General features: G+C 42.9%; 17 protein-coding genes. 3 read left to right on the top strand and 14 right to left on the bottom strand.

Translation table 11 applies throughout. The features are described from left to right. Positions 1–27 precede the first annotated feature (27 nt). The 11 genes from KFT32_RS07595 to KFT32_RS07645 form a co-directional block, all read right to left on the bottom strand. On the bottom strand, positions 28–513 hold the full coding sequence (locus KFT32_RS07595) for a DUF456 domain-containing protein (protein ID WP_211746538.1): 486 nt from the start codon (positions 511–513) through the stop codon (positions 28–30). Positions 514–520: 7 nt separating this feature from the next. Beyond that, positions 521–1,273 (bottom strand): HAD family hydrolase, encoded by a 753-nt coding sequence (locus KFT32_RS07600; RefSeq protein WP_211746539.1) that lies wholly within the window; start codon positions 1,271–1,273, stop codon positions 521–523. A 217-nt stretch (positions 1,274–1,490) separates the two neighbouring features. Beyond that, entirely contained in the window at positions 1,491–2,375 is an 885-nt protein-coding gene (locus KFT32_RS07605) for a metal ABC transporter permease (RefSeq protein ID WP_211746540.1), read from the bottom strand. A gap of 12 nt (positions 2,376–2,387) precedes the next feature. Continuing rightward, positions 2,388–3,317 carry a metal ABC transporter permease gene (locus tag KFT32_RS07610; RefSeq protein WP_211746541.1) on the bottom strand — a complete coding sequence of 310 codons (930 nt, stop codon included), beginning with the start codon at positions 3,315–3,317 and terminating at the stop codon, positions 2,388–2,390. Positions 3,318–3,322: 5 nt separating this feature from the next. Beyond that, the gene (locus KFT32_RS07615; RefSeq protein WP_249435741.1) at positions 3,323–4,048 is read right to left on the bottom strand and encodes a metal ABC transporter ATP-binding protein; all 726 of its coding nucleotides are present in this window, start codon (positions 4,046–4,048) and stop codon (positions 3,323–3,325) included. Between the two features lie 102 nt (positions 4,049–4,150). Beyond that, positions 4,151–5,101 carry a metal ABC transporter solute-binding protein, Zn/Mn family gene (locus tag KFT32_RS07620; RefSeq protein WP_211746543.1) on the bottom strand — a complete coding sequence of 317 codons (951 nt, stop codon included), beginning with the start codon at positions 5,099–5,101 and terminating at the stop codon, positions 4,151–4,153. Between the two features lie 275 nt (positions 5,102–5,376). Next, entirely contained in the window at positions 5,377–7,416 is a 2,040-nt protein-coding gene (locus KFT32_RS07625; protein ID WP_211746544.1) for a peptidoglycan D,D-transpeptidase FtsI family protein, read from the bottom strand. Positions 7,417–7,542: 126 nt separating this feature from the next. Beyond that, entirely contained in the window at positions 7,543–9,585 is a 2,043-nt protein-coding gene (locus KFT32_RS07630) for a peptidoglycan D,D-transpeptidase FtsI family protein (RefSeq protein ID WP_211746545.1), read from the bottom strand. A gap of 185 nt (positions 9,586–9,770) precedes the next feature. Then, positions 9,771–11,819, bottom strand: coding sequence for a peptidoglycan D,D-transpeptidase FtsI family protein (locus KFT32_RS07635; protein ID WP_211746546.1), 2,049 nt, complete (start codon positions 11,817–11,819; stop codon positions 9,771–9,773). A gap of 39 nt (positions 11,820–11,858) precedes the next feature. Then, positions 11,859–13,010, bottom strand: a complete 1,152-nt coding sequence (locus tag KFT32_RS07640; RefSeq protein ID WP_211746547.1) for a transglutaminase domain-containing protein — start codon at positions 13,008–13,010, stop codon at positions 11,859–11,861. Between the two features lie 42 nt (positions 13,011–13,052). After that, a complete protein-coding gene (locus KFT32_RS07645; protein WP_211746548.1) occupies positions 13,053–13,487 on the bottom strand; it encodes a hypothetical protein in 435 nt (144 codons plus the stop codon). Between the two features lie 181 nt (positions 13,488–13,668). Here KFT32_RS07645 and KFT32_RS07650 point away from each other — a divergent pair, with 181 nt between their 5' ends. Then, positions 13,669–14,820 carry an MFS transporter gene (locus KFT32_RS07650; RefSeq protein ID WP_211746549.1) on the top strand — a complete coding sequence of 384 codons (1,152 nt, stop codon included), beginning with the start codon at positions 13,669–13,671 and terminating at the stop codon, positions 14,818–14,820. Between the two features lie 129 nt (positions 14,821–14,949). Beyond that, a complete protein-coding gene (locus tag KFT32_RS07655) occupies positions 14,950–15,309 on the top strand; it encodes a toprim domain-containing protein (RefSeq protein ID WP_211746602.1) in 360 nt (119 codons plus the stop codon). Positions 15,310–15,365: 56 nt separating this feature from the next. On the opposite strand, the gene KFT32_RS07660 is transcribed toward KFT32_RS07655, so the two are convergent. Together KFT32_RS07660 and cyoE are read right to left on the bottom strand one after the other, a co-directional pair. Further along, positions 15,366–15,980, bottom strand: a complete 615-nt coding sequence (locus KFT32_RS07660; protein ID WP_349304878.1) for an SCO family protein — start codon at positions 15,978–15,980, stop codon at positions 15,366–15,368. Between the two features lie 225 nt (positions 15,981–16,205). Beyond that, positions 16,206–17,138: a heme o synthase gene (cyoE, locus tag KFT32_RS07665; RefSeq protein ID WP_349304879.1), complete on the bottom strand. Its 933-nt coding sequence runs from the start codon at positions 17,136–17,138 to the stop codon at positions 16,206–16,208. Positions 17,139–17,448: 310 nt separating this feature from the next. On the opposite strand from cyoE, the gene KFT32_RS07670 reads away from it, so the two are divergent. Further along, positions 17,449–18,438 (top strand): metal-dependent hydrolase, encoded by a 990-nt coding sequence (locus tag KFT32_RS07670; protein WP_211746551.1) that lies wholly within the window; start codon positions 17,449–17,451, stop codon positions 18,436–18,438. A gap of 146 nt (positions 18,439–18,584) precedes the next feature. On the opposite strand, the gene KFT32_RS07675 is transcribed toward KFT32_RS07670, so the two are convergent. Beyond that, entirely contained in the window at positions 18,585–18,803 is a 219-nt protein-coding gene (locus KFT32_RS07675) for an alpha/beta-type small acid-soluble spore protein (RefSeq protein ID WP_211746552.1), read from the bottom strand. Positions 18,804–18,846 lie beyond the last annotated feature (43 nt).

An 18,846-nucleotide genomic window follows, 5' to 3' on the forward strand; every position in this document is an offset into this window, starting at 1 on the left:
CCGAACGAAACGTTTAGGAACCTATTTTTAATTGACGGCAATCCATATGAAAAACAGCACAACCATGGCTACTTGCAAAATAATCTTCATGACTGTACTTGCGAATAAGCCAACCACGGAACCAAATCCAACTTTGGCTGATTTACTTACATTGGACCCTCCAATGAGTTCACCAATAAAAGCACCCAAAAATGGGCCAATAATAAGTCCAAAAGCCGGGATAACAAACGGTCCAATAATAACGCCAATGGTACTTAATGTCGTCGAAAGTTTAGAACCTCCGTACTTTTTAACGCCCCAGGCATTCACTACGTAGTCTGCAACAAATAGTACTACGACGATGAGTGTCTGGATTATCCAAAACCAGCCTCCGAATTGTTCAAACCCGAAGAACCAACCATATACAAAAAAGGCAAAGTAAATGGCGAGAGCGCCCGGCAGTATGGGAAAAATGGCTCCCGCGAGTCCAATCGCAAATAAAAGTATAACAAGGATCCAGCCTAAGACTGTCATCAGGCGATTATGCCTCCTTCAAAATATAGTCGCGTATCACTTCCACAATCCCATCTTCATTATTGGTACCTACTACGAGGTCCGCCGCTTCTTTTACCGTATCCTGTGCATTACCCATAGCGACACCAAGTCCAGCAGCCTGAATGACTGCAAGATCGTTAAGGCTATCGCCCACTGCAACTACTTCTTCCATTGTAATCCCAAGCAAATTGCACACCTCTTGGATACCGCTAGCCTTGGAAATGCCCTCAGGATTAATCTCAAGGTTTGCTAGCGAGGAGTTGGTAATTTGAAGACCACCCAGATCCTGAAGCTCCATTAAAATCTGATGGCGAACTTCATTGTTCTCTGTCGTATATCCAAATTTAAGCCATTCGTGATCCATGATAGATTCTACCCAGCGTTCGCTGTTATACAGCTTATCTACCGTATAAGCCCAGAACCAGCAATCATGCCTCACAGCAATATCATGCATTTTGGATACAAGTTCTGGATCAAGCAGCGTTCTTACTTGCAATTCATTCGGCGATTTCCATACCTCGCTTCCGTTTACAGTAACCATTGGTGTTTCAAGACCAAGTTCCTGTCCATAGGGAAGCGCGTGATGAGCTGCACGTCCAGTGGATAGGCATACATGAATACCTGCTTTCATTGCCTTATGAATCCAGCTCGACGTCTCGTGGGAAATTTCATGTTCATCGGTCAGCAAAGTACCGTCCATATCTAGAGCAAGCAGCTTATATCGATATTGATTATTCAATTTAGTAACCTCCTTTTATTCTCCTATCTACCCATTTCATCATCTTTATTTATCTATTATAAGTCTCATTACATAACGCATTTTATCATAAAGAAGGGATTGCAACAAAAGAGGTTTGCTCTAATAGCTTCGATGCATAAAAAAAACAGACGCAAGTGTTGTTCACTTACGCCTGTTCTGGAAAACAGCGAATATAAAAGTTATTAGTTACAACCTATTAAATTGTACTTGCTTCTTTGATCCCTTTCCCACGCTTTAGCCTACGGATGACCACCCCATGAAGCGGCGAGAATAGAAAGGCTAGGGTGAAAAAAACACCCGCAGATGCAACCATACATCCAGCAATCGAAGCATCAAGTACATAGGCGGTGTAGTATCCTGTAATGGAGCTTACTGCTCCTACGAGAACACTAATACACAGCATAAGCCCAAGACGATCGGTCAAAAGGTAGGCCGTAGCCGCGGGTACGATCAGCATTCCTACAACGAGAATCGCTCCGACACTGTCAAAAGAAGCAACCGAAGTCATGGATACCATACCCATGAGTAAATAATGAAATAACGCGACCGGAATCCCGCTTGCCGCAGCAAGCGCAGGATCAAACGAACAAAGTTTGAACTGCTTATAAAACAAGGTAAGCAAAATCAAGATCACAGCCAGTGTAATTCCTAGCATCCATACGGCTCTAGGACCCACATCAATACCGCCAATGGTAAGTACATCCCACTGAACATAAGCAATTTCTCCAAAGAGAACATGATCCAGATCGAGATCGATATTTTGTGCGTTGAGGCTGATGAGAATGACACCTATTGCAAAAAGAGAGGTGAACACGATTCCAATCGAAGCATCCGATTGAAGTCCGCTCGACTGTAACGTTTGAATCAGAAAAACGGCAAGGAGACCAAAAGCAGTGGCTCCTGCCAAAATCCAGAGCGACTCACGTCCACTAATTAAAAAAGCAATGGCTATTCCAGGAAGTACGGCATGACTGATTGCATCGCCGACCATTGCCATCTTTCTCAGCACAAGAAAGCTCCCAAGCAAAGCACAAGCAGAGGAAACCAATATCGCGGTTAGCATAATCCAAAATCCTGACATGATACTCCTCCTCTATTTGCTAACTTCAGCCTGATGCTTACTTGGCTGCGCTTTGTAGTCTGTTTTTGTTTTCCATTTACGAATTTCTTTTGCGATGAGTCCTCTTTCCGGTGCGAAAAGAACAGATATACCAAACAACAGAGTGACAACGAGAACGGTAACAGGTCCTGTCGGCAAATCTGGTGTTGTGGCACTAATGATGGTGCCAATCGCTCCGCTAAGAGCTCCAAACAGCCCTGCAAGAGCAACCATTATACCCAGCCGGTGAGTCCAATATCTTGCTGCTGCAGCTGGCGTAACGAGAAGTGCAGCAACAAGCACGACACCGACAATCTGAACGCCAGCGACTACGGCAATGACCGTAAGGAACAGCATTAGCTGCTCCAACAATCCCGAAGGATAACCCATCCCTCTAGCAAACCCCGGATCGAAACTAATCAATTTCAGTTCCTTGAACAGAAGATAGCAAATAACAAGCAGAAGGACAGAAACTCCAAGCATCGTATATACATCGCTTCTGACCATCGAGGCTGCCTGGCCAAACATGTATTTATCCAGTCCGCTCTGGCTTCCATAATCACCATGTTGAATACGAGTTAACAGTACAACACCTACGCCGAAGAACACGGACAATACTACCCCAAGTGCTGTATCCTGTTTGATCCGTGAATACTTTGTTATTACCGATATTCCCAGCGTCGCAATAACACCAGTGACAAGAGCTCCCAGCATAAATAGGAAGGTTGATTTGACTCCGCTTAGCATAAAAGCGATGCAAATACCTGGTAAAGCCGCGTGTGCCAGCGTATCTCCAATCAGACTTTGTTTGCGAAGGTACGTAAACGAACCGACCATACCACTGCTAAATCCAAGCAGCATGGAGCCAAACATGATCCATCTTGCATTCGGATCTGACAAAATGGAAAGTACCCAGTCCATCATTCATTTCACCTTCCATTTCCCGTAGGAGCCGATTGCCCAATCATAGCAATCCGACCACCATATGTCTTTTGAAGTAACTCCGATGTAAACGTGGTGTCGGTTGGTCCCGAAGCAATGAGCTTCCCGTTTAGTAGCATCACATGGTCAAAATATTCTTCTACTGTAGCAAGATCATGATGAACTACGAGCACCGTCTTCCCTTGTTCCTTTAGATCGCTTAGCAGCGCTATAATTGCTTTCTCAGTCAACGCGTCCACACCAGCAAACGGTTCATCCATAAAATAAATATCTGCATCCTGAGCAAGTGCTCTTGCGAGGAATACCCGCTGCTGTTGCCCGCCGGACAACTGACTGATCTGACGATTGTAAAAATCGCCCATCCCTACTTTTCTCAAACAATCGAGCGCGATTTCCTTTTCTTTTTTCCCAGGTCTCTTGAACCAGCCCAGCCTTCCGTATCTTCCCATCATCACGACATCAAGAGCATTCGTTGGAAAATCCCAATCTACGGATTCACGCTGAGGTACATATCCAATTCTTTTCCGCTGTTCTTTGTAAGATTTGCCGTAAATTTTAACCTCCCCACTGATGGTAGGCACTAGCCCTAGCGCCGCCTTGATCAGGGTAGATTTCCCGGCTCCATTTGGTCCTAATATTCCAATCAATTTCCCTTCCGGTACAGTAAAAGTAATATCTTCAAGTACCGGCTTTTTATGATAAGCAACAGCCATATTTCGAACGGAAAACGGAATATGTTCTTCCACGGGATCCGTCAATACTTTTAGATCATATTGCGAAACAATGCCCATCTACTCCACTCTCCTTTTTTCTTACTACTTTAGCGCCTCAACAATCGTTTTCGTGTTATGTTTCACCATACCAATATAGGTCCCTTCCTCGGTTCCTTCTTGTCCCATGGCATCAGAGTATAGTTGACCGCCAATCGAAACGGCATGTCCCTTCTCCTCCGCACCTGCCACGATAGCTTCCATCGCTTTTGGTGAAATACTAGATTCTACAAAAACCGCCTTGATTTTGTTATCTACCAGGAAATCCCGGAGTTCACTTACATCATTTGCTCCATATTCAGCTGATGTACTGATCCCTTGAAGTCCCAATACTTCAATATTATAAGCTTGACCGAAATAGCCGAAGGCATCATGTGCCGTTACTAGCACCCGGGAAGCTTCAGGAATGGAGGCAATGCTCTTACTTACCTCTTCATGTAGAGCTTCTAGTTCCGTAATGTAGGCATCAGCCTGTTGATTATAATCTTCCGTGTGATCTGGGTCTGCCTCAATAAGGGTATTCCGAATCGTATCGGTGACTCGAATCCATTTTGCAACGTCAAACCAAACGTGAGGATCTGCCTCTTGACTGTCTCCATATGGGACCATCAGTAATTCACTTTCCGGAATATCTTTCGTTACTTGAGCAACTGGCTTGGACTTGCCAATGTTGATCAAAATATCAGACATTTTGCCTTCAAGGTGTAAACCGTTATACAGAATTAGGTCAGCTTGTTCTAATTTCTTGATATCTCCTTGTGAAGCTTTGTACAAGTGCGGATCAACACCTGGTCCCATAAGGCCAGTAACTTCTACGTGTTCACCGCCGACTTCTCTAGCTGCATCTGCAATCATCCCGGTTGTCGTCGTAATTTTCAATTTACCTTCTCCTGCTTGTGATTCTCCACCTGTCTCCCCACATGCAGCCAAAACCATCATTGAACTCATTACTGCTGCAGCTATAGCAACGCGAAGCCACCTGCTCTTCTTTCTCATTCATCTCTTCCTCTCTTTCATCTAATTGATCATGACATGCACAAAATGAATACATTTCACTATGTACAAGTTAATTAACTAAGAACAATTTATTTATATCCGGCTAATAGTTTTGCGTACAACCCTTTTTATTATATATACGCAATAAAGTTTCCTTAATGCAAATCTTATTAGAGACAAAACAAAAAAGCAAGAGAAATTTTCTCTTGCTTGTCTGAATTCCAAACTATGACGGGTACCTAACACTGTATAAATAAAAAAATGCTTTACTATTCTTACTTTTCTTTGTTTTCCTCCTTTTTCTTTGGTGTACCGTCCAGCCCATAATATTCATCATAGGCATCAAAGATTTTACGAGCTACCGGGGCTGCGCTGACCGATCCAAAGCCACCTTCCGGAATCATAACGGCTACCGCAAGCTTAGGATTTTCACGGGGAGCAAAACCAATAAATACGCCGTTGTCCACTGTTTTTGCTTTTTGACCTTTTCCCGGATAAATCGTCTGCTGAGACGTGCCTGTCTTTCTCGCAAAATCATAAGGGAATCCGTCAAAGGTCGTTCCTACGTTCGTTGCCATACCGCTTCGGATCAGATTCCAGTGAGCGTCACTAAATTTGACCTCATTCAATACCTTTGGCTTAATTTGGCGGACAACATTACCATTTGCATCCCTAATTTCGCTGACAAGATGAGGTTCCATTCGTTTGCCCTTGTTCGCAAGCATCGCTGCATACTGAGCAAGCTGCATGGTAGTGTACTTCCCCTGCTGACCAAAAGAAGCATAGGCAAGTGAAGCAAGCGCAGTTTGCCCTTCCTGTTTGTACTCGATATATCCCCGATATTCGTTAGGAAGATCAATCCCTGTCTCTACACCAAGTCCAAACTTTTTCATGTATTTATCCCAGATATCGACTCCTTTACTGCCATATCGCTCATATAGTCCTTCCCCAATCATATCCACCATAAAAGCATTAGAAGATTTTCGGATCGCATCCTGTGGCGTCAGTCTCCCCATTACCGATCCACCAGAGTTACTAACTCTCGAACCGTCTCGTCCAAATTCTGCGGCCCCCCGATCAGTATAGATTGTTGATGGGCTGATCAACCCCTCTTCAAGACCTATCAGTACACTAAGCGGTTTGATCGTTGAACCTAGAAGGACGACAGACTCCGGTGTGTTCGTTTGGTCTGTAGGAAAAAAGGAACGGATGGTTCCGTTTTGGTACACATGTTTAATCTCATCATACACTTTAGGCGAAACGCCTCCGCTTTCCCATACATTCGTATCGTAATCTGGCATGCTTGCCATAGCAACCACATGACCTGTATCCACTTCCATCGCAACAGCATAACCCGTTTTGGCATTTCTAGATTCACTTTTCCCGCTCGTTCGAAGGGTCTTGATCTGATCCATAATTGCCTGTTCGGTAATACGCTGCACGTCCTTATGTAGGGTTGTGTATAGATCGTTTCCTTTTTGAGGGGCGACCATCTCACCTGGTCCGATCGGCATGTTACGAGGGTCTACCGGGATAAGCTGATATCCAGACTCTCCCCGTAGCTCCTCCTGATACTGCAATTCTAACCCGCCAAAACCGACATTTTCATTCTCCTGATAAAATAAACCAGGGTTCTCCGCACTCACAGTTAGATTTTTTTCTCCAATCTCCTTGTATAAAGGATGGTCCTTCGCACCCTTAAATTTGTATAAATATCCGACTGTTTGTGTGGCAAGCGTATCTTTGTGATATTTACGTATCGTCTCCTCCACAATTTGAAGCCCCTCAAACTGATCTTTATTCTGTAAAAAATAGGCTACCTCTTTATCAGATAAATTGCTTTTGATGAGGCGCGGGACGAAACCACCCGATTTGGAATAGTTGAGATCTAAGCTTTCAATGATCTGTTTGGACGTGATTTCTTCCGCATCCTTATCCCCGTATTGTTTAAAAATGGAAGCCATTTTTTGAGCCATCACATTCATTTCAATTCGAGCAGCCGTCGGAATTCCGTTAGATGACCCGTAATTTTGATATAACGTCATATATAAAGAATGAGATGGCTTGGAGTATGCAAGCGGAGTGTGGGTTGCGTCAAAGATTGTCCCGCGAACTGGCATCATAGGTACTGCTTTTCTATTCTCTCCTCGCTCCAAACTTGCTAGCTCTTCCCCTTCTACAAACTGTAAAAAAGCCAGCCTCACAATAAGAACGCAAAATAGGATAAAGGCGACAAAAAACGAAACATTCATTCGAAAAACGCGTCTTCGCGCGAGTTTCATATTTTCTTCTTCCTGCTCATAACGATTAACCATTTGTCACCTCCGTAGCTACAACTCAGTATGTACATATGTTCTAATTATACCAACATTTACCACGTAGTTGCAAAAAAGAAGACGCCTTTTGCATTTCTGCAACAGACGCCTGTTTCAAAGAGAAATCTATTCATTTTGTGAAGTATCGGTATCGTCTTGCTTGTTCCCTTTAGGAACACCATCCAAACCATATACTCTGTCATAAGCATCAAAAATTTTGCGGGCAATAGGTGCTGCACTGCTCGAACCAAATCCACCTTCCGGTATAACTACAGCTACAGCCAGTTTCGGATTTTCTCGCGGTGCAAAGGCAATAAACACACCGTTATCAATCCGAGTTTTCGTTCCCTCGTAGTAAATATCCTGCTGAGAGGTCCCTGTTTTCCGAGCAAAGTCATAAGGGAAACCAGAAAAGGCCATATCTACACTCGTGGACATTCCACGGTGTACAGTTCTCCAATGTTCATCAGCAAAATCCACTTCATTGAGCACTTTAGGCTCAATTTTCTTCACTACGTTACCTTCGGAATCTCGAATTTCTTTGATGAGATGTGGTTCTAGCCTTTTCCCTTTGTTAGCGAGCATCGTTGTAAATTGAGCAAGCTGCATGGTCGTATACTTCCCTTGCTGTCCAAAGGATGCATACGCAAGGCCAGTTAACGCCGTTTGGTTTTCTTGCAAATATTCAATCTGCCCCTTAAATTCACGCGGCAGATCCACTCCGGTCTCTACCCCAAGACCAAATTCTTTCATGTATTTGTCCCATACATCCAGACCTTGATTTGGCTCACTCTGATATTTCTGATACAATCTTTTACCGATCATGTCGACCATGAAGGCATTCGAAGAGTTCTTAATTGCAGTATCTGGATACAAGAGTCCGTATACATGACCTTGTGAGTTGCTGATCCTTCTATTTTCTCTACCAATCGTTGCATATCCCTGATCTTGATAAGGGGTACTGGTACTAAATAACCCTTCTTTCAGACCAATTAGAACAGTGAGCGGTTTAATTGTAGAACCTAAAAGAACCGTTGATTCCATACGTCTTCTCGAATCATCTGGCGGGAAAGATTCTGTCGTTCCGTTTCGGTAGATGTATTTAATTTTATCGTAATCCCATTCTGCATTCGGATCGTAATCCGGCATGCTAGCCATCGAGATAATGTTCCCCGTATCCACTTCCATCGCTACGGCATAGCCAGTTTTCGCATTAGGATGCAACCTACCTGATACAGGATTGCGATGAAGCCAATCAAGCTGATCCAGAATGGCCTGTTCGGTTTCCACCTGTATCTCTTTGTTGATCGAAGAAACAAGATCATGACCTTTTTCTGGCGGTTGAATGACCGTACCTTCTTCTGGAAGATTTAACGGATTGATTGGAATTTGACTGTAACCTGCTTTACCACGAAGTTCATCCTGGTATTGCATTTCAAGACCATCTGCACCAACCGATTCCAGTTCAGAATAGACAAGTCCTGGATCGGTCTGATCTTTATTGGTCTCATCAATTTCTTTGTATTTTTCCAAAGTCTTGGACGTCTTAAATGTCTTAAGGTATCCAATTGCCTGAACAGCAACAGAATCCTCATCATATTTTCTTACCGTTTCTTCAATTACAGTAACTCCAGGGAAATCTTTCTTATGCTGCATAAAATAAGCGATTTCCTTTTCCGATAAATTGCTCTTAATTAGCCTTGGCGTATATCCATGCGTCTGACGATAATTAAGATCCATTGCTTTTTCAATGTCATCTGCCGTCATCGTTTCCGCGTTCGGATCTTTGTATTCTTCAAAAACTTCTGCAAGTCTTTCCGCCATTTCCCGTGCTTCTGCTCGGTTCTTATTCACCGATCCATCCGTTGGCTCACTATAATTTTTATAGAGGGTAATATAGAGGGACTGAATTGGTTCCGAATAAGCAAGTTTCACCTCACCTGTAGCATCCAAAATCGAACCCCTGACGGGAAGTAAAGGAATATTTTTGGTTACACTACCGCTTTCCTGCTGTGCTAGTTCGGGTCCTTCGACAAATTGAAGCACGGCAAGCCGTATAATAATGATCGAAAATATAATAAAAGAGCTAAAGAAGAAAAAGTTTAGACGAAAACTAAACCGGCGCTTGTTGGATAGTTCTTCCTTTTCGTGATTTTGCTGCTGCGTCATACCATACCTCACTTTATTTTCTATCACCTTGATGTCTTTTTATTCTACCACAACTGCTATCCTAATTTCTCTTCTGCTGGTGACAATTTCGTCATAAGACGACAAAACAGCGGTCCTCTGAAAGAGGTACACGCTGTTATTGCCATGCTATTATAGAAGAGATCTATTTCATATGAATCCACACTTTACTCTGAAGTTTCACTCTGATCTTGGGATTTCTCAAGCTTCGGTGTTCCGTCTAAGCCAATATATTGATCATAAGCATCATAGATTTTACGTGCTATTGGAGCTGCACTGTTCGATCCGAATTTCCCTTCCGGCACAACAACAGCAATCGCAAGCTTCGGATTATCTCTCGGTGCAAACGTAATAAACACGCCGTTCTCTACCGTTACACCACCAACACTTTGCTCGGATGTTCCGGTTTTACGGGCATAATCGTAAGGAAATCCTTCAAACCCTTGAGCATTACTGTTCATACCGCTTTTTATTTCATCCCAAAAGGTAGAATCAAATTCGACTGTATTCAAAATTTCTGCTCCGAATTCTTTGACCACATTGCCTTCTACATCTGTAATTTTGCTGGCGATTTGCGGTTTCAGACGTTTCCCCTCATTGGCAAGCATCGCCGTATACTGAGCAAGCTGGAGCGTAGTATATTTTCCTTGCTGTCCAAAAGAAGCATACGCTAGTGCTGACTGCGAGCTGCTGTTCTTCGCCTCATTAACATATTCTCTCAGACCGGACTGTTCATTAGGTAAACCACTCTCAGTCGATACACCTAGACCAAATTCCTTCATATACCGATCCCATACGTCAACGCCTTCTGCTCCATATTTCTCATATAGTTTGTTACCGACCATCTCCACCATAAATGCATTAGAGGAATGTTCAATTGCAGAAGCCGGGTCAATCAAACCGTAACTGTGATTTCCTGAGTTTCTGACGGACGACTCATACCCTTTTTTACCAAACTTGCCTACGCCTTGATCATTATATAATGTGGAGGTCGTAAACAAGTCTTCTTGCAATCCAATCAAAACAGACAATGGCTTAATGACTGAACCCAATAATACTGTCGAAGAAGGATGTTTATAACTCTCTTCTTTGTTGCCATACGACTGATATACTTCACGGATGGTCCCATTGGAGGAAAAAGGAGCAATCGCATCAATCTCTTCTTGAGATTTGCTTCCTTCTGTCCATACGTTCGAATCATAATCCGGCATACTTGCCATCGCTACAATCTGTCCTGTGTCCACTTCCATCGCTACTGCAAATCCTGTCTTGGCATTTGGCGCACTCACGGAAGGATTGCTTGTCGTTTGCAAATATTCAAGCTGATCCATAATCGCCTGTTCCGTTGCTAGCTGTACCTCCTTGTTAATGGACAACCACACGTTATTCCCTTTCTCAGGAGGTGTAAGTTCTGCCTCACCAGAGATCTGATTCTGTGAATTAACCGGGAAAGTCTTAAGACCTTTCGTCCCTCTTAGTTCTTCCTGGAACATCAGCTCTACACCATCGTATCCCACTTCTTCCTGATCCAGATATTGCAGTGTAGGATCTTTTTCTTCTTTGGCCTTCAAATAATACTCAAGTCCATAATCAGGATCAATGACCGAACTAAACGGCTTCATATACCCTACCGTTTGTACTGCTACTGTATCCTCGTCATAGTGCCTAATGTTTTCTTCCACGACTTCTACATTCGGAAACTCATCCTTATGAGCAAGAAAATAGGCTATTTCTTTATCTGTTAGATCGGTTTTAATCCTTCTCGGAGTGTACCCGTAATTTTTGCGATAGGAAATATCAAGGGCAGTCTCAATTTCCTGCTCTGTCATTGCTTTTTCCGGATCTCCATATTGATCAAAAACTTTCTTGATATTCGATATTAATTCCTTCAGTTCAGCTTTGTTCTCTTCAAGTGTGTAGTTTTTATCTAGACTCATATACAAAGACTGAGTTGAGGTCGAATAGGCAATCCGATTCTCACCCGTTGAGTCAAATATCGTACCGCGAATCGGCGGAATTGATACACTTTTCGTTGCGATGCTTGCTTCTTCTTTCTTCAAGGTTGGTCCTTGAACCAACTGCAAATAAGCGAGTCTTACGATCAGTACACCAAAAATCAAAAATGTAGCTAAAAAAAAGATATTTAATCGGAAAGTAAAACTTTTTTCCTTTGCAATCTCTTGTTCCATATATGGATCTATTGCCTCTTTACTCATTCCTCAACTATCCTTTCTAACTGCGGCCTAGCAAGTGCACTACACCGACTGATCTTTGATATGGGTATCATAGAAGTTCGGTGGATTAAACCAATTCCCGCTATTTGCCCAGGTCGGATCGAGAGGAACCCACTTATCTTTTTCACTCAAATACACTTCATTCCATGCATGAGCACCGTATCCGCCTTGTCCGTTATATCCGAGTCCTGTTATAACCCTTACGTCCAGACCTTCCGATCGGGCCATGACTGCATACAGCCGTGCATAATCAATACATACACCTTTCATCGTTAGGAACGTATCTTGAGGTGTCTGTTCGTTCCAGATGCCTCTTTGCTCATAATCATCTACTTTTCCGTAGTCATACTCAACCCGGGTACCTATCCATTGATAGAGCGCCTTTGCCTTTTCTTCATCAGTGCCCGCATTTTCTGTTACCTTGGCAGCTGCTCCCTCTATATCCTGCGGAATATTCCGATCAATGACTTCATATCTTCGCTGCATGATGCCAGTTAGTTCGTCCTTTGCAGCTTGAGTAATGACAGGAAGTCGATCCTTGATCAGGTTCCCCGAAATCGGTTCAATTACTTTTTTGGCGCCCTGCTGATACATGGGTGAAGATTCAACATAATTGCTAAAAGAACTGCCTGGATACAGGCTCACCACTATAAAGAGCAGTGCAATCACCAAAATACTTCTCGCAGCGCCGACAACAACCCCAAATCCGGCACCCAGCAAGCGACTAAAAATCCCAGGTTCCTTGCGAGATCTGGCATTTGGCTTACCTAGTCCCAATGCGGATAGTACACCACCAAGCAGTGAAAGTACAAAACGTATAACTGAATAACTGATCATGAAGAGTACGGCAAACCGCATCAGCGGAAAGTCAGTTAGCCCCGTAAGGACGGTATAGTAAACTTGTTCCCATACTTTCAAATCGCGATTGGGTATATTCTCGCTATATTGTGATAGCCAAGTTTGAACGATCGGAGACAAACGCATCGAGAGAAGAAAGGCCCCAACGAGACCAATGACGGTAAACATCCCTTCCGTAACTAAGTTCACAAGCGTCCCCGCCGAGCGGGAGGCTCCTCTCGTAAATCCCTGTATCAGTGACACAAGGAGAATGACCAACAGAACAAGTGTGATCACATTTCCGTTCAATATGCTATCAATCCATGATTCGAACATGTATTCACCCCTGTTTTACTCATTACTTATGCTAATCTTGATTTAGTTGCGTGCCGTTTCTATATATTGTTTGACAGCCGCATTAGTTACACTCCACTCACCTACAGACACACCGCGCAGGCTCACCTTCACTTTGTCTTTCCCTTGGGTTCCTGTAACTTCTACATTCGGACTCGTAATCGTAAAAGATCCATCCTCATGAAGAACATACGTTGCTTGTTCTGCTTCTTTCTGCATCAATTCTTGTACTTCTACTTTTACCGTTTCCACCGTAGAGGAGCCTACATCAGTCACTACGTTTTTGATCTGATCCAATGAAACGCCACTGTATATGAGCAGTGCTGCCACAATGATAAGAACGATAGCCCACTTGAGAACCGTCTTCAACACATTAACGACGATGAACAACAAAATTAAAGCCACAATAATCACTAACCAATTTTGCTGCACAAACTCTTTCCATACTTCCAAATCCATGTGATCAACCACCTCCCGAACTCAGTTCACTTGAGTTCCCGAATATTATACATGATTACCGATACCGCTGTCAGCTAAGCCCCTGTTCACGTAAAAAAACGGTATAAGACTGTCCAATCAGGCGTACAAGTATATCATACGATACACTCGCTTATGAATTGAAATAGGAGGTGCTGTTTCCTTGAAAACGGCCATTTGGCTTTATTTGTTTCTATTTTTAGCGTTCTTTGATTTGCATGCGCAATATCCGATCCTCACGCCTTTTGCCATTTCCTTAGGTGCTGCCCCAACCTTCATTGGGTGGATGATGGGCATTTATTCTTTAACCCACCTTCCAGGGAATCTCATCGCTGGAACAAAAATTGATAAGCATGGAAGTAAACGTTATATTATTTTCAGTCTGACTACCGCGGGAGTTCTACTCTTGCTTCAAGCGTATGTGGATACCCCCTGGCAGTTGCTAATCTTGCGCGCGCTCAGCGGATTTGTTCTTGCCTTCCTTTCACCAGCCTGTATGACCTTGCTGGCTCAGCTGTCCTCCGACCCGACGACTCAAGGGAAATATATGTCTGGTCACGGTGTGGTGCATACCTTGGCTTCTGTAGTCTCTCCAGCAGCTGGGGCCTTCATTGTTGCAGGCATCGGATTCTCAGGCGCTTTCCAGAGTCTCGGCATTCTGCTGATTGTGACTGGACTCATGGCCTTTTTCACCATACCGTCCATAAAAGCGGCCGATATTCAGAACACAAAAGCGATTCCCGTTATGGAAGGCCGTTTCCTTCCCATCTCCTGGCGATACTTTGTTTTACCACTGACGATCGCATGCGCACAAGGGGTTCTGTTCTTCGAACTTCCTCTTCGTGGTAGCGGTTCTGCTTCCATATTATCAACAGGGCTGTTATTCTCCATCATTAGTTTAGGCGCACTCAGCACATTAAGTTTGCTATTCCTCAATCGGTATTCGCCTAAACTCCGTCTTGCCGGAGGCGTCTTACTTATGGCAGTTAGTTTCTTTCTCCTTGCATCTGTACCCGAACTGCCTTTGTGGCTCGTACTTTATATCCTTGGTACATCTAAAGGGATTATTTTCCCGGCCCTTGCCTCCATGTTTGTACAGTTAAGCGGTGGAGTTAGACTGGGTCGTATTTTCTCCATACAATCTATCGCTACTTCATTAGGTTCTTTTGCGGGTCCCATCGTTGCCGCACAAATTCGTATGGGTGTGTCCCCATACTTCCTTGCTTTCCTTGTTCTCATGCTTGGTCTACTATTTCTACCTTTTTCCAAACAAGTTCGTACCTCAACTATTACACGTGAACCAAAACATATCTAGGCTACATGGTCAGTCTAAAGCGGGCTGGCCATTTTGCATTAAATTCTTTCTATGCGATAAAATAGAACATAAACATTTCCCGGGGAATTTCGAGTCCATATGCTAAATGAACAAGAGGTGAAGCACACGATGCCGATTCATGTCATTGTTGAAGGAAAAAATGATCGCAGTAAACTCCGCCGGCTGTTACAACCCGAAATTTCTATTTTATGTACGTATGGTACGCTAAACAGCGTTAAACTGGAAACTCTACGTAAGCAAATTAGATCTGATGAGGTTTATCTGTTTATGGACAACGACAGCTCTGGCAAACGCATCAGGGGTGTACTCAGAGACACCTTTCCAGATGCAGAACATATATATACAAGACGTGGCTATGCAGGGGTTGAAGGTACGCCGGATGAATATCTCATAGCTCAGCTAGAAAAAGCCGGCCTCTCTAACTACATTATTTATCCGAACATGAGCAGCCTATTTATCAGTGAGTGAAAATAAAAAGCTGTGCCCTCTAAGGACACAGCTTTTTATTTTGAGATCAACAATAATTATTCTCTTACAATGTTTCTTACATCTCTTGCAATAATATCTGGTGCTGCTTCTTCTGCATCCGAGGCGTTGTAAATTTTGCGGATATTGTTATCTTTATCTACAAGCGCGATAAGATTAGCATGTACGAAATTATCCGCCTTATCTCCCTCAATGAGAATCTTGAAAGATTCTCTTGCTAGTCGCTTCGTCTCCTCCGCATCTCCTCTTAGGAAATACCAGCCTGAATAATCCGCTTTGAAACGATCTGCAAATTCTTTGATTGCTTCTTTCGTATCTACTTTTGGATCAAATGTAATGGAGACAAAGGAAGCATCCTTTCCAAACGTTCCATCTTCCTTTAATAAATCTTGTATCTGAGACATGCTAAACGTCGTAACCGGACATACATCAGGGCAACTTGTGAAGAAAAAATAAAACAGACGCGTTTTTCCTTCGGTGTCTTCCAGAGAAACATTACTTCCATCAATATTCTCCATCGTGAACGATTCTACTTTTCCTAACTCCGGGTACTTCTCTGTACCAAAATCAAGCGCATTATAAATGAGATAACCTGCCATAATTGCTGCTATCAACAGTAAAATCCAAGTCCATATGTATTTTTTGAAAATCAAGAAAATCCGCTCCCTCTCCTAAAAAGTGTATGGTGATGAGTGAGGCCATGATTTGAGTGTATGTAACTGACAATATTCATAAACTATGTAACATTTTTGAAGCTGAAAGGGTAAAAAAGGAGGAGGCCCTTTCCGAGATGGAGTGGGTCTCCTTTTCATTTCATGATTAATCCAAAGTTCCTTGGTGTAATTAAGTGCATATCGTCTTTTTGAATTGTATCAGACTTATTTATGAACCGTATCTAGGATCATAAGGATAAAGCTGATGGTTAAATAATTAATGGAGAAGAAAAACATTTTTTTGGCCCAAGCATCCGTGTCTTTTGCCTTGAAACCCTGGAAGCCATAAAATAACCAAACCAACGATAAAATGAGGGTAACTACCATAAATACGATGCCTGTATAATTGTACACATACATGAGTATCGGTACAGGAACAAGCAGGATCAGATAAGGAATCATCTGAATTTTCGTTCTTTCAATCCCTTTTACTACAGGAAGCAATGGATATCCAGCAGCTCGGTAATCTTCTACCTTGCGAATTGCGAGTGCCCAGAAATGTGGAGGTTGCCACAAAAATAACAAGGCACATAGAAGTAACGCACCAAGGTCAAGTGAACCCGATGCAGCTACATATCCGATAACGGGAGGTACCGCACCGGAGAACCCACCTATGGATGTACTCCAAGTAGAAGAACGTTTAAGCCATAATGTGTAGATAATGACGTAAATAAACATTCCAAAAATGCCAAGTACTCCTGCTAGCCAGCCGGAAAAGGCAAATAAAACAACGAGTCCAAGGATGCCTAAGCTGACAGCATACGTAAGCACTACCTTCGGGCTAAGTTTCCCAGTGGGTAGTGCGCGATTACGAGTGCGTTCCATTTTCTTATCTAGCTCACGGTCAAAATAGTTATTAAACACGCAGGAAGAAGCCATTACGAGCATCGTTCCAATCATGGTAATAATCATTTTCAAATAATCAACATCCCATTGTGAACCAAGCCAAAAACCACCAAAAGCGGCAATAAGGTTAGTCCGCAGGATACCCGGTTTCGTCAATACAATAAAATCTTTCCATGTCGCAGATTCTTGCGGCGGAGTTTGCCGCGCAGGAATAGCTGCAGTATCGGAAGAGGCCTGATATCTATTATTCACGCTTTGTAAATCCTCCTTACGGTAAACGTCTCTTGTGGAGGAAGTTATTATTGCCTCCGATATAAATTTTATCATAACAAAATGCGAAAGTCTTTGACAAAGATCATTCAAATATGAATAGGATATGACAAATTCTTCGCATGTGAGGTAAGTTATTTGAATATCATGCTCAGTTATGGCAAAATAACGAACAATCCATTTGACCTATTGAATACAGCTTTCCCGTTTAGGGCATTAAATAATTTAGAAACTTTCTTTAACATTAGAATAAATTCCATTATTTGTATAGATAAAAAAGGAGAGTACCTACATGGATACAGCTACACATTTTGTTATGGGCTTCGGTCTCGCAGGCCTTAGCTTCGTAGATCCTGTCGTGGCCTCAAATCCGGAACTGGCCATTGCCGTCATGATTGGAACCGTTGTGGGCTCACAAGCCCCAGATATTGATACGGTACTTCGAATAAAAAAGAATAATGCTTCCTATATAAGGAATCATCGTGGCATTACTCACTCCATTCCCTTTCTCTTTATATGGACTGTGTTGATTACCGCGGTTATTGGCTTGATGTTTCGAGACATACCGATTCTACATGTCGCTCTTTGGACAGGAATAGCCGTATGTGTTCACGTATTTACCGATGTATTTAACACGTACGGAACCCAGGCTATGCGTCCTTTTACAGAAAAGTGGATCTCATGGAACATCATTCATATTTTTGACCCTGTTCTTTTTGTAACTCATGTAGTAGCGATCTTGATTTGGTTATTGGGTATTTTTGATCCTGCTCCGACCTTTATTGTTTTGTATTCGTTCTTGGCTCTGTATTACATCTGGCGAACTCTGGTCCATTATACTAGAACAAAGCAGGTAAGAAGGATGGATACCTCTCAAGTGCCCGAAGATAAATATTATGTAATCCCTACCATTCATTTAAATCGCTGGCATGTAGTTAAGGCACATCAGGATGGAAGTTATGAAATCGGAAAACTGGATGGACATACACTCGTCTGGAGCAAGCATGCTGTTTCTTCCGATCATCCGGCTGTTGAAGTTTCTAAATCCCATCCAGACATTCAAGCATTCCTCTATTTCACTTCCTTCGCAGTTGCGGAGGTAGAAGAATTAAGTTTTGGCTACATCGTTAGATGGGGAGATGTAAGATATCGTCACCGCAAACAGTACCCGTTTGTTGCCTGTATGGTAATGGATAAAAATTATGAGCCTATCAGCACTTATGTCGGATGGCTTAGTGAAGACAAAATGGAGAAAAAGCTCTCTCTTGGCTCACATATATAATCTCACCATAATGAACGGCCCTCTGGGGCCGTTTTTCGTGCTTGACGGAATATACCGCTTTCATGCAAAATCAGCTACATAGACAATGCAAAAAGCCTGAACGGTATAAATACCGTCAGGCCCACTAATGTGATTGTTATTTGAAACTAGTTGCTGCGACCAGCCAATTGTTGTTCAGCCAATTGTACGAGACGTTTTGTGATATAACCACCCAGCGAACCTGTTTCACGGGAAGTGTAGTTACCGTAGTAACCGTCTGCCGGAATTGTTACGCCCAGCTCTTGAGCAGCTTCCATTTTAAGTTGTTGAAGTGCAGCGTTCGCTTGTGGAACTACCAAATTGTTAGAACGAGATCCTGATGCCATGTGTGTAATCTCCTTTCGCTTCTCGCGCGTTATATGTGCTGTT

The organism is Paenibacillus sp. Marseille-Q4541, from assembly GCF_018310695.1.
GTDB lineage: Bacteria > Bacillota > Bacilli > Paenibacillales > Paenibacillaceae > Paenibacillus.